At 44.5% G+C, this 12,616-nt stretch carries 9 protein-coding genes; 3 read left to right on the top strand and 6 right to left on the bottom strand.

Features of this window, described 5'->3' with window-relative positions:
• Window positions 1–76 precede the first annotated feature (76 nt).
• From AC58CZ_RS03580 to AC58CZ_RS03560, 5 genes are all read right to left on the bottom strand, one after another.
• The gene (locus AC58CZ_RS03580) at window positions 77–781 is read right to left on the bottom strand and encodes a hypothetical protein (RefSeq protein ID WP_284719497.1); all 705 of its coding nucleotides are present in this window, start codon (window positions 779–781) and stop codon (window positions 77–79) included.
• A gap of 227 nt (window positions 782–1,008) precedes the next feature.
• Window positions 1,009–2,172, bottom strand: coding sequence for a CoA transferase (locus AC58CZ_RS03575; protein WP_494223396.1), 1,164 nt, complete (start codon window positions 2,170–2,172; stop codon window positions 1,009–1,011).
• Window positions 2,165–4,354 carry a 3-hydroxyacyl-CoA dehydrogenase NAD-binding domain-containing protein gene (locus AC58CZ_RS03570; protein WP_494223397.1) on the bottom strand — a complete coding sequence of 730 codons (2,190 nt, stop codon included), beginning with the start codon at window positions 4,352–4,354 and terminating at the stop codon, window positions 2,165–2,167. The genes AC58CZ_RS03575 and AC58CZ_RS03570 overlap by 8 nt, the downstream gene beginning before the upstream one ends.
• Window positions 4,355–4,426: 72 nt before the next feature.
• Window positions 4,427–5,635, bottom strand: coding sequence for an acetyl-CoA C-acetyltransferase (locus AC58CZ_RS03565; RefSeq protein WP_071001812.1), 1,209 nt, complete (start codon window positions 5,633–5,635; stop codon window positions 4,427–4,429).
• Between the two features lie 62 nt (window positions 5,636–5,697).
• Window positions 5,698–6,849: an acyl-CoA dehydrogenase family protein gene (locus AC58CZ_RS03560; RefSeq protein WP_071001813.1), complete on the bottom strand. Its 1,152-nt coding sequence runs from the start codon at window positions 6,847–6,849 to the stop codon at window positions 5,698–5,700.
• Between the two features lie 272 nt (window positions 6,850–7,121).
• On the opposite strand from AC58CZ_RS03560, the gene AC58CZ_RS03555 reads away from it, so the two are divergent.
• Window positions 7,122–7,802 (top strand): TetR/AcrR family transcriptional regulator, encoded by a 681-nt coding sequence (locus tag AC58CZ_RS03555; protein WP_058025725.1) that lies wholly within the window; start codon window positions 7,122–7,124, stop codon window positions 7,800–7,802.
• Between the two features lie 94 nt (window positions 7,803–7,896).
• Here AC58CZ_RS03555 and AC58CZ_RS03550 read toward each other — a convergent pair whose 3' ends face one another.
• Entirely contained in the window at window positions 7,897–8,532 is a 636-nt protein-coding gene (locus tag AC58CZ_RS03550; protein ID WP_494223399.1) for a hypothetical protein, read from the bottom strand.
• A gap of 537 nt (window positions 8,533–9,069) precedes the next feature.
• Here AC58CZ_RS03550 and AC58CZ_RS03545 point away from each other — a divergent pair.
• Together AC58CZ_RS03545 and AC58CZ_RS03540 are read left to right on the top strand one after the other, a co-directional pair.
• A complete protein-coding gene (locus AC58CZ_RS03545) occupies window positions 9,070–10,269 on the top strand; it encodes a sugar transporter (RefSeq protein WP_223335272.1) in 1,200 nt (399 codons plus the stop codon).
• Window positions 10,270–10,611: 342 nt separating this feature from the next.
• Entirely contained in the window at window positions 10,612–12,480 is a 1,869-nt protein-coding gene (locus AC58CZ_RS03540) for an autotransporter domain-containing protein (protein ID WP_223335271.1), read from the top strand.
• The last annotated feature ends 136 nt before the right edge of the window (window positions 12,481–12,616 follow it).

Here is a 12,616-nt window from a genome sequence, read left to right as displayed (position 1 = left end):
CAAATAAAGCCATCATACTGCAAAAACTTATGATCGTGAAGAAGCTCGTCCTTTTGAAAGACGCTTACCATCAATACTATTCAACATCATCCAATAGCTTATTTAGCTCATCAACCATTACGTCATCTATGATGCTGCCTTCAATATAACTTACGATCTCATCTACAGTCGTTAGATCCATGGCCGCAATGCCCAAGCTGGCTAGCTGCTCATTGATTGATTCCAAGCTATCATTATCTTTGGAGTCGTCCAACAACTCTTCTTCAAACCTGCCTCTGGCAAACCAATACATTTTTTCTAGCACGGTTTCTTTTTTGGTCAACGTAGAGTAGCCATCGCCATAAATGAACAGATTAAAATGATACGGTATCTCCACATCATTGATGAAGAAGGTACGCTGGCACTCTAGTGTATAGGCCTGAATCTCTTCGCTGTCAGTACTGTCGTCACTTTGAGTATCCTCATCATATTCAATCGCTTCCTCTACCAATCCGCCTAGCAACTGATAGCCGCCCACTTTGATTTTGTGATTATAAATGATAGAGGAGTCTGCAATTGCCTCAAAAATAACGGCGCTGACATCTAAAGTATGATTATCAATATCATAAAATGCTTTTAGGGCAGGCAAAAACCCTGTCAGCTCCTCTTCAGGTACTTGAATGAGAAACTGCTGTTCGTATATTTTAATCATATCTTCAGGCGCGTAGGTATTCGCCGTGTCGGTTTCATTTCTGCCAGTGGGCTGTAGTGGTAGGAAATTATATGGATTATCTTTGGTCATTCGAGATTGCCTTTTTGCTTGAGTTAAATTTGTGAAATGTCTGTGTGGCTCAATCTTTAAGAGCCTTAGTACATGATACTTTCTTAATATCACGGCGCTCTAGATTTTATGCGCATATTGTCTCTTATCCAGGCAATTTTAGATAGACAGATATACAAGTTCAATCACTCTGATTTAGACAAACAGGCTAAATAACACAAACTAAAAAGGTATCTCCATACCAGTGACTAGCTAATTTGCTGCCATCCTGAGGTTGCCTGATATTCATCTTGATGCGCAAACAAAGGGTGAGCCTTGGCTTCCTGTAAATTCAGCACGGGGGTCACACAGACATCCGTTGCCGCAAATACGCCTTGCCAATGCTCAAGCGTTTGACTGGCGAATTTTTCCGCCATTGTTTTAGTCGCTGCTTGACTCTCAGGCCTATTGGGCATGATGCCAAGCTGCCAATGTACGTCTTTAAGCGCTGGCAACTCCAATACCTCACATAGACCTTGCCAAAATTTCAACTCTAACGAACCAACCGCCATATGTCGCTGGTCAGCGGTTTGGTACAGTCGATAACATGGTAATGCACCGCCTAAAAAGTCATGCTGTGGCATGGGAGCTGTACTTGAAGTATTATTTGAAGCACTATTTGAATTGTCACCTGAAAAACGACTGATTAGCTTACCCGTCACCTTTGGCATGACCATATGATTGTACAAACTGTGCGTCATGCTAATCGCAATATGTCGTCCTTTTCCGGTACGCTGCGCGGCAAATACAGCAGCCAACAGTGCTATCACTGCTGTATCACTACCACCTGCCAAGTCCGCAAACTGGACATTGGGCATAGCCTGCTCACCCTGAGCTGTTTTTAACTGATCAAGCACACCGCTCATAGCCATAAAATTAATATCATGACCGGCCTTATCAGACCAATTATGATTTATTTGAAAGCTATTTTTTGGCTCGGCACTTTCTAAGTAGACACCTTCTTTTGCGTAACTGCCTGCGATACCATAGCCAGTAATAGATACCATGACCAGCTTTGGGTTGATGGCATGCAGGGTTTTAGTATCTAGTCCCATTTCTGCCAAGACACCTGGGCGAAAGCTGTCCAACATCACATCAGCTTCCTTAAGGTGAGCCTTTATAGTTGCAATCGCTTCGGGATCATGAAAATCATGCTTTTCAGTCGTCTTACCGTGGTTCAAAGCAGCGAATAACTCACCAAATACGCGAGCAGGATCACCTTGTTTGGGTTCGATTTTAAGGACATCCGCGCCCAAATCCGCAAGCAGGCGCGTGGCAAATGGCCCAGGTAGGTTACGAGTCAGATCGATCACTCGTAACCCTTGTAGACAGTCCGCCATTTGATCATGATTTGATAAATGCGTATCAGTCATCAGAGAACACCTCTCCTTTGGCTGCCATGTCTAACAATATCTGAGCAGGTTCAAACCGTTCACCATATTTCGCAGCCAGCTCACGACTCCGCTTAACAAACGCACTCACGCCCATTGCATTGATAAACTGTAGCGTGCCCCCGTGCTGCGGTGCAAACCCCCAGCCAAAGATAGACCCTATATTGGTGTCGGCAACTGAGCCCACGACGTTTTCCTCATAGCATTTGGCAGATTCATTGGCTTGAATAAACATCAAACGATCAACCAAATCTTGCTGCGACGGTTGCTCTGACTTTGGCGGATATAAGTTTATCAGCTCAGGCCATAGATGCTTATCACCGTCTTCTGGATAATCATAAAACCCTTTGCCATTTTTCTTGCCCTCGCGCCCATGCTCATTGACCAGCGTCTTTAGTATCTCGTAAGAAGGGCGCACAGCAACGGACTTGCCTTCGGCTGCCATATCTACCTGCTGTTGCTCGCTGACATGTAATGCTAGGCTTAACGACACTTCATCTTGTAATGCTAAGGGCGGCATCGGCATACCTGTTTTTAGTCCGGCAACTTCGATGCTACGCGGATGCACACCCTCTCCTAGCATTGCGATACCCTCTGATACATAGGTGCCAAATACCCGCGAGGTATAAAAGCCGTGACTGTCATTGACGACGATAGGCGTTTTGCCTATTTGCACAACATAATCAAAGGCTTTGGCCAACGTTTCATCATCAGTTTGCGCGCCTACGATAATCTCAACGAGCGGCATCTTATCTACTGGCGAGAAAAAATGCAGACCGATAAACTGGTTTGGTCGTGTACTGGCTTTTGCTAGCCCAGTAATCGGTAGTGTTGAGGTATTAGACGCATAAATAGCCGTGTTTGAAATCACCGCTTCACTCTGCTGGGTACATTTGGCTTTGATTTCTCGATTTTCGAACACCGCTTCGATGATGAGATCACAATCAGCTAAATCATCGTAAGAGACGGTTGGCGTGATACGTTTTAGGAGAGCTTGTTTTTTCTCTTCGGTAGCGCGCTGTCGGCTGATGGCTTTATCCAAAATATTAGCAGAGTACGCTTTGCCTTTTTCTGCATGGGCAATTTCCGTGTCCAATAACACGACATCTATACTTGCTTTGGCAGTGACATAAGCGATGCCAGCGCCCATCATGCCAGCCCCTAAGATACCGACTTTTTTGGTTTGGGTCTGCTCAAACCCTTGAGGTCGAGACTGACCTTTTTTGATGCTATTCAGCTGCGTCCATAAGGTGTTAATCATGTTTTTTGATTCAGTCGACAGCACACAAGCGGCAAAATAACGCGACTCAATCTCAAGCCCTGTATCGATATCCACTAGGCATCCTTCAAACACACAAGACATGATATGAGTAATCGCTGGATAGTTGCCGTGAGATTTTTGATTGGCCATGGCTGGGGCGATAGAGAATATAGACACTACCTTTGGATGCTTACTATCGCCGCCAGGAATTTTAAAACCCTTCTCATCCCATGGCTGCTGCGCGCTTGGATTGTTTTGAATCCAGTTTTTTGCTTGCTTCAGCATATCTGCTCGATCAGTGGCTATTGCATCAATAAGTCCAATATCTTTTGCCGCTGCTGGTCGCAATTCTTTGCCTTGCGTCATCAGCTCCAGTGCTACTTGAATACCGACCAACCTTGGTAAGCGCTGAGTACCGCCGCCGCCAGGTAACAAGCCCAGTTTCACCTCAGGCAAACCAAGCTTGGTCTTAGGCATGTCAATGGCAATACGATAATGACAGGCAAGTGCCAACTCTAAACCACCGCCTAATGCGGTTCCTGTCATAGCAGCGACGACGGGTTTACCCGAGGTCTCAAGCGTACGCAAACTCCCTTTTAATTCCTCGGTCAATGTAAATGCTTGCTCCGCTGTCTCTATCTGGTTCAATTGATCAATATCTGCGCCAACCACAAAGGTGTCTTTGGCCGATGTGAGAATTAAGCCTGTGGCGGCGTCATCATTGATAAAACTATCAACTAACGTGGCGAATGCCTCCGTAAAGCCATCACCAATGACATTCATTTTGCGTTTGCTTTGGTCAATCGTAACGGTGACGACACCCTCGTCATCACGCTGGACGGAGAAGTCATCTAATGCGTTAATGGCTATTACGCTATCTACTGTTTGGTTATTTGTCATCATTTTTATCCCTTAAATGATTCTTTGTATATTGCGTTTTAGTCTAATTGGTTTTCAGTCTATTTTAGAGAAAGGTTAAACACGCTCGATAATAGTGGCAATTCCCATACCACCGCCCACACATAGCGTAATCATAGCAGTCTGTAAGTCGCGGCGTTCCAACTCATCAAGGACTGTCGTCATTAGCATCGCGCCCGTTGCCCCAAGCGGATGACCCATAGCGATTGCACCACCATTGACGTTGACAATATCAAGCGAGATTCCAAAATCATCAGCGGTATTCATCGGCACAGCAGCGAATGCTTCATTAATCTCCCAAAGGTCTATGTCAGAGGCTTGCATGCCCGCTTTATCGAGGGCTTTTTGGCAAGCTGGCGTTGGACCTGTCAGCATAATGGCAGGCTCTGAACCAATGACTGAGGCCATTGTGATTTTGGCGCGTGGTTTTAGTCCTGCTTTTTGCCCAGCCGCCGCGCTACCGACCAAACAAATCGCCGCCCCATCAACGATGCCAGAAGAATTACCCGCATGATGCACATGACTCACGGTTTCAATCGTGGTGTATCGGTCTAATATCACACTATCAAAGCCCATTTTTCCCGGCATAATAAAAGAAGGTTTAAGACCCGCTAAGGTTTCGACATTGGTATTAGGACGGATGGTTTCGTCTTTATCCAATAGCATCATGCCATTGATATCGGTGACAGGGACAACAGATTTGTCGTAATAGCCGTTCTCCCAAGCCTTTGCTGCGCGGCGATGTGATTCAGTGGCAAAAGCATCGACATCGCTACGGCTAAAGCCTTTAAGCGTTGCAATGGTATCCGCGCCCACCCCTTGCGGTACGAAATGCGTCGCTTCATTCACACGCGGATCCATGTACCAAGCACCGCCATCAGAGCCCATCGGCACGCGGCTCATTGACTCCACACCGCCTGCCACTACCATGTCTTCCATACCTGACATGATCTTGGCCGCTGCCAGATTAATAGACTCCAGACCAGAGGCACAAAAACGAGACAAGGTAAGACCTGCCACACTTTGTGCCCAACCAGCATCAATGACGGCGATACGCGCAATATCAGAGCCTTGCTCGCCCACTGGGGTCACGCAGCCAAGCACCACATCATCGACCAAACTGGTATCCAAGTTATGACGCTGCTCCATCTCCTTTAATAAGGTACGTGTCAGCCAGATTGGTGACGCCTGATACAAAGCGCCGTCCTTTTTTCCTTTGCCGCGTGGCGTGCGGATAGCATCATAAATGTAAGCAGTCTCAGTCATAAAAAATCCTTTTTTTATTTTTTAAATAAACAATAACTATTGTAATCTTATAATATAAGCGTTTACATAAAGCGTGAAGCCAGCTCTTTCATAATCTCATTGGTGCCGCCATAGATTTTTTGCACGCGCGCATCAGCATATAAGCGGGCGATAGGATACTCGGTCATATAGCCATAGCCACCAAACAGCTGCACGCATTCATCGATTACTTCGCACTGTTTTTCGGTGACCCAGTATTTGATCAATGACGCATGCGGTACAGACAGTTTGCCATCTAACATCGCATCGACTGCCGCATCACACATGGTACTGGCAGCGAGATAATCGGCATAGCATTCAGCCATCTTAAAACGCGTGTTTTGAAACTTCCAAATAGGTTTGCCAAAGGCTTCACGGCCCTTTACATAATCTAGTGTTAGATTGATAGCCAGCTTCATCGAACCGACCCCTGATAGCGCAATGATGAGGCGCTCACGTGGCAACTCCTGCATCATCTGTATAAAGCCCATGCCTTCCACCGTACCCAGCAGGTTGGTTTGCGGTACACGGACATTGCTAAAGAAAAGCTCTGAGGTGTCTTGAGAGGTCAGGCCAATCTTATCGAGATTGCGCCCACGTTCAAACCCTTCTACGTTGTCCGTTTCTACGATGATAAGTGAGACACCTTGTGCGCCTTTTTCACGATCTGTTTTGCATGCTAATAAGATAAGATTGGCGTGCTGCCCATTAGTGATAAAAGTCTTAGAGCCATTGATAATGTAATCATCACCGTCTTTTACTGCATAGGTTTTGATGTTTTGTAGGTCGGAGCCAGTGCCAGGCTCAGTCATGGCGATAGCGCCGATATATTCGCCCGTTGCCATTTTTGGTAGCCATGCTTGTTTTTGTGCTTCAGTACCATGGGCTAAAATATAAGGCGCGACAATACCTGAATGCACCATACCGCCAAATCCTGACTGATTGGCCTCAGTCTGTGCGTAGATAAGCGCGGCTTCGTGACCGAAATCGCCACCACCGCCGCCATACTCGCTTGGTATTGCCGCACACAAAAATCCCATCTCGCCTGCCTCTTCCCACGCATCGCGATCGATCATGCCATTTTTGCGCCACTGCTCATCCTTTGGCTCCCAAGATTGAAACATTTTTAAGGCACTGTCGTATACCATCTCATGCTCTTCAGTCATCCAGTTTGGGGTAAATTTTTCGATACTCATGATGTCTATCCTTGACAAGGTTGAATGAATAACAGCTATATCCAAGTCATTTTTTAAATTATGGTAATTTATATTACCGTTATAGATATGCCATAAATTCTTTGTATTTATTAATATACGAGTCTTATACTAGGCTATGAAAAACCACTTCGCAATCCATTAAATAAAAATGGTAATTCAAATTACTCATTAATTTAATGATGAGAATTAGTCAGCAATTTATTCAGTTGGTAGGACATATCAAATAGCTAATACTTTAAGAAGCGATAAATATGAAAACCTTTAATCAGTCAGATAGCCCCACGCAAACGCGATCGCTAGCACCCCTATCCGATATGCGGCCCGCAACTTTGGATAAAATTGAGCAAGCCGTTCGTAAGGTCTTTGCAGGATTTGACGCTAATGAGGTGACGATGGCGCAGATTGCAAAGTCTGCAAACGTTTCCTTGCAAACGCTCTACAAGTACTTCGGGGACAAGCAAACGCTGTTTTATACCATTATGGATATTGTGCTCGGCAGATTAGCCGCTCGCATCATGGATCATCTGCAAGGGATTGATAGCGTACAAGATCGTCTACGTAAGACGCTGTGGGTCTGCTTTGATTTTGTAGACTCGCATCCAGATGCGGTGATGGTGCTGTCTTCTGTGTCGGCCTCGCGTATACGTAATATCGCAATCTATGAAAACAAAGAGTTAATTGGCGCGTTTTTGGCGGTATTAGAAGATGGTCAAAATCGTGGGGTGCTCAATGACACTGTCCCACTGCACATACTCTTCGATGTGTTTATGGGATTTATTAGTCGACTTGGCTTAATGCATACCATTCGCCAAACAGAGACGCCATTAAATGCAGAGTTTGATGCGCTATTTGTGATTTTATGGCGCGCCATCTCTAAACCTGAAGCATTAAACAAAAAATTTAATGCAAAGAACCAAAAAGCCCCACGATAAAGTGAGGCTTTTTTATACTGAGTCTTCTAATTTATACTAAGGCTTCTTAGTCGATGAGCTTAGATTATTACACTCTTCATATACTCACAGCATTTTAGACACTGCTGGATTTTGGTAAGCCATAATCTGCATGATCAACCACATGGTTGTTTTGTTCAATCGTCAGTCGATAACCTTTGATAACACCCTCGTATGGCAAACTGCCCTCATACTGCTGATAATGCTCGCAGATGCTGTCTTGAATCACTGATTTACGTTGAACATCGTCTAATTTGGCAAATCCATCTGGGAGACGTATGTGAGCCAAACGTGCAGCATTACCACGAGACACCCAATTATCGACACTCGTAAAGGTAAAATCCACTTCCGCTCGTAAGCTATATCTAGGTAGCGTAGTGGAGTGGTTCGTCAAGTCATTTTTAATCTGAGCAATATCTTCTGCGAATGGTTGATATGGTATCTCAAGCACGACAAATAGCTTTGCCAAAAACTCATCAGCGGTAAAGTATTTGTCCATATAGCTGCTATCAAGTCCAAGATACCTATGCGACAGTACATGGCGCAGGCGGTCACAGGCAGGAATGGTATGCTTGATAGGATAACCCATGGCGCTGACAATATCTTGCGAACGTAGCTCAAGTGTGGCTATCTGATTGATCGCATATTGTGCTAAGAGATGGCGTGGGTGATAACGACGGGTATATTGAGATTGGTTGACAATGTGGCTCATGATATTGAACACCTTAGACTCCTATAACTCCGACGAAAAAGGTTGATATACGCCCAAATAGGCAAAAAATCAGGCACAAATGAGGTTGTCGGAGTACAGGCTCATGCGCTTTACCAGGGTTATTTTATATCGTGCTGGAAGTTGCAAGGTTTATCACGCTGCCATGAAACGGTTGTCACGGACGGCAATAACAAAACTGTTAAACCCACGATAGATCGTTCAATGATGATAGCACAACAGATAGCAGAAAATAAATACCGATATGTTTACTTATTTTTCAATAGTAAATGGTTAGGTTTTTAGATTAAAAAAACCTAATATTGAATTTTATTTTCCTATATCTATTGCGTATTTTTTATTAACTCTCTTTTCCTAGGCCTTTCATGCTGAGCTTTAGGTTAACAATCCTTATCAAAAAACATCTTTTACAATCGACTTTGGCTTGCTATCTTGCCTCGCGACGCTTGTATTCCAAGAATACCTACCCCACCTTGACTTGTCACCCGCTGTATTAGCACCTGCTTTGTATTGGATTTTATGACACATAACCTTGAGGCGAGCGCGAACGCTCGCCGAACTCAGTATTTTCAAGTATTTTTGATGGGCGTTAGTGCCTTTATTATGAACACCACAGAATTTGTCCCTGTGGCGCTATTGAGCGATATCGCCCAAGACTTCTCTATTACCACAGCAGAAACGGGCTGGATGTTGACGCTCTATGCTTGGATTGTGGCAGCGATGTCATTGCCGCTGATGCTATTGACCAGTCGATTTGAGCGCAAACGGTTACTCTTAGGGCTGTTTGCCGTCTTTATTGCCAGTCATGTGCTATCTGTATTTGCATGGAGTTTTGACGTACTGCTCATTAGCCGAGTTGGGATTGCGCTGTCGCATGCGATATTTTGGTCCATCACAGCAGCAATCGCCATACGTGTGGCACCCGAAGGCAAGAAAGCCATGGCGCTGAGTGTGCTCGCGACTGGGACGTCGCTTGCGATGGTACTCGGTGTGCCGTTGGGACGGTTGGTTGGTCAATGGTTTGGTTGGCGCGCGACATTTGGCGGCATTGGTGTCATTGCGCTTGTCGTCTTTATTTTGCAAGCGAGACTATTACCTACCTTACCAAGTATGTTTGAGGGGTCTTTTAGAAAGATTCCAGAACTACTCAAGAACCCCTTACTGGTCTGTCTATATTTGCTTATCTTACTCGTCTTTACCGCACACTATACGGCCTACTCTTACATAGAACCCTTTATGCGTCAGGTCGGTAATATTAGCGAAAACGCAGCGACTTTTATGTTATTGCTATTTGGTGCCGCTGGGATTTTGGGTAGTATGATATTCAGTCGTTGGGGTGATAGACATAACACCCAATTGATGCTGGTATCTACGATATTAATACTTGTCTCTATGCTGACATTGCTGTTTGTCGTGACGTCTGTTTGGGCGCTTAGTGTTAGTGCACTGCTATGGGGCGCGGCACTCATGCTACTGATTATCTCAATGCAGGCAAAAGTCATCATGGTCGATGTCAATGCACAAGACATGCTGATGGCGATGTTCTCAGGTATTATCAATTTAGGTATTGGAACAGGCGCTTTGTTTGGTGGCTATGCAGTGACGCATATCTCGATATCAAGCGTGGGTTATGTCGGCGCGGCTATTGCGAGTATCGCTCTGCTCCTAATGTTATTTATGATAAAACGCTTCCCTGAGTTGAGTCGGCGACTTGGCTAAGTGTAATCTATCTATTGATAACGATGCTTTGTGAATGATTAAAAGTAGTGATGTATGTAATAAAATGGTTAGGTAATAGTACAGCCTTGCAAAGCTTGCTAGATTTCTTTTAAGGATATGGTCGAACCACTATTAAAGTGTTACAGCGTTAGACTCGTTTAGCCTACTACTGTAGTACTTGCACTCGTCCGCCTTGCACCACTTTTAATATTGATTGACTATACAAAAGTTGTAAAAATAAGACAATACTCTTTTGATGTTGTAATCAAAATGATTGCTAGCCTTCTAAAAAATAGTTACACTCGATTGACAATCTATTACATTAATGACAAGGATGTCGCTATGCCCCGTAATACCGCTCGCTCCATAGTTGGTCATACTACTCTCAAAACTTTCACTAAAAGCATGCTTGCCATCAGCCTATCTATCGCTGGTATTTCTCACGCAAATGCTTATGACAGTGTCACCTTTTTTGGCGACAGTTTAACGGATGGCGGATATTTTAGCCCCCTCACTCAAGGTGCGTTTGGGCTTGAAGAGTCAGGTCAATTTACTACTAACCCTGATAATACATGGGCAACGTCATTCGCTGAACAACTAGGTACTACTGCTGTCGCCAATACTTATGATGGTAGTCAGACAGGTAATAATTATGCAATTGGTGGTGCAAGAGCAGGCGTAGATGTCACTGCTTTTGGTATTCCGGTGGCCTCTGCCAATAGCCAAGTTAATAATTATATTGATAATAATCAAGTAGATCCTAATGGACTTTATGTCGTGTGGGCAGGTGCAAACGACTTGCTTGCGGTGGCTGAAAATCCTGCTAATGCCCAAGCTACGATACTTGGCGCAGTAGCGAGCCAGGCCGAAACAATTAATATACTAAAAGACAATGGCGCAAACTACATTTTAGTACCTAATATTCCTGATATCGGTCTGACGCCTAGAGCTATTGATCAAGGGCCTATGGCACAAGCGCAAAGTACTGGCGCTACTAGTCTATATAATCAATTTATGCTTAGTGGCGTAGCAGCTACTGGTGCGAACATCATACCGCTAGATATGTTTAGCTTGACTCAAGAGATTATTGCATCGCCTGCTCAGTATGGTTTCACTAATGTCACCGATGAAGCTTGTGGTGACAACAATAGCTCTCTAACTTGTGGACGCAACACTCTTGTAGAAACAGATGCCAACGAAACCTACTTTTTCGCTGATAGCATTCATCCAACAGGTGCTACCCACCAACTGATCGCCGACTATGCAAATGCTGTTGTCACTGCCCCTAGCCTAATCGGTGTACTACCTCATATTGCAACGACAACCGGACTTGCAACCAATGAGCGCTTACAGTCACACGTCAACCAAATCCAAAGCAGTGCGCAAAAACCTGCCCGTACACTATGGGCTGTCGGTGAAGTCGCCAATCAAGACATTGCAGGGTTTGATAGTGATAATAATACCCAAGTATTACTTGGTGTAGATTTTGCTCATCCTAATTCAGCCAATGCCGTGACAGGCTTATACGGTAACATCACCCAAAAAGACTTTGAAAACTCAGATGTCGGCACAGGTTTAAGTGATATTGATCTAGGAGAAGTTGGTTTTGGTGTCTATCATAGCAACAAGTTTGGTGATTTACAGATAAATGGCGCTGCAGGATTTGGCAACATGGATGTCGATGTCACACGTGCTGTCACACTTGGTAGCAACCAACAACAGTTCAAGTCAAATGCTGATGGTAAACGTTATTATGCCAACCTGCAGGCAGGCTACCCATTGCAGGTAAGTAATATTGCCGTCACACCTTATATCGGTGCAACAGCGAGCCGCGTAAAAATTGACGGACTCAAAGAAAAAGAGATGTCTGGCGTTGCCATGCAGTTCGATGAGCAGAAGTACTCTACGACATACGGCAAGATTGGTCTCAAAGCCAATCATACCTTGACGGAGAACCTCAACTTATTTGGTGATATTCATTATCAAAAGCAGCTGAGTGACAATCGCGAAGCGGTAACAGCAAGTTTGAATACACTATCTAATATTAGTTTTGAGACACCTATGGTCGAAACTGATGATGATAACGTTGCCATGACACTTGGAGTGTCTAGAAACTTTGGTCTATTAAACGCTAATGCTGGTGTCACACATTCACAAGGTGATGACGATGACTCAACCAGCCTATTTATTGGACTTAATGGCGCATTCTAAATAACTATTTAATCTAGCATAACGGTATAGGTGATAATTTCTCGCCTATACCACTATAGACTCAAAAACCGCCATAATCTACGATGACTTTTGCTGTATAGCTGTTGTGTCGCAAAACCTCTCAATGACAAAAGCT

It is taken from the genome of Psychrobacter sp. CR212, assembly GCF_059693765.1.
Note: the sequence above shows the minus strand (reverse complement) of the source record. Positions and strands in the feature narration are given on the sequence as shown.

Excerpts from the sequence above, each read along its gene's own strand:
- AC58CZ_RS03580 (WP_284719497.1), bottom strand. The coding sequence starts at position 781 with ATGACCAAAGATAATCCATATAATTTCCTACCACTACAGCCCACTGGC.
- AC58CZ_RS03575 (WP_494223396.1), bottom strand. The coding sequence starts at position 2,172 with ATGACTGATACGCATTTATCAAATCATGATCAAATGGCGGACTGTCTA.
- AC58CZ_RS03570 (WP_494223397.1), bottom strand. The coding sequence starts at position 4,354 with ATGATGACAAATAACCAAACAGTAGATAGCGTAATAGCCATTAACGCA.
- AC58CZ_RS03565 (WP_071001812.1), bottom strand. The coding sequence starts at position 5,635 with ATGACTGAGACTGCTTACATTTATGATGCTATCCGCACGCCACGCGGC.
- AC58CZ_RS03560 (WP_071001813.1), bottom strand. The coding sequence starts at position 6,849 with ATGAGTATCGAAAAATTTACCCCAAACTGGATGACTGAAGAGCATGAG.
- AC58CZ_RS03555 (WP_058025725.1), top strand. The coding sequence starts at position 7,122 with ATGAAAACCTTTAATCAGTCAGATAGCCCCACGCAAACGCGATCGCTA.
- AC58CZ_RS03550 (WP_494223399.1), bottom strand. The coding sequence starts at position 8,532 with ATGAGCCACATTGTCAACCAATCTCAATATACCCGTCGTTATCACCCA.
- AC58CZ_RS03545 (WP_223335272.1), top strand. The coding sequence starts at position 9,070 with ATGACACATAACCTTGAGGCGAGCGCGAACGCTCGCCGAACTCAGTAT.
- AC58CZ_RS03540 (WP_223335271.1), top strand. The coding sequence starts at position 10,612 with ATGCCCCGTAATACCGCTCGCTCCATAGTTGGTCATACTACTCTCAAA.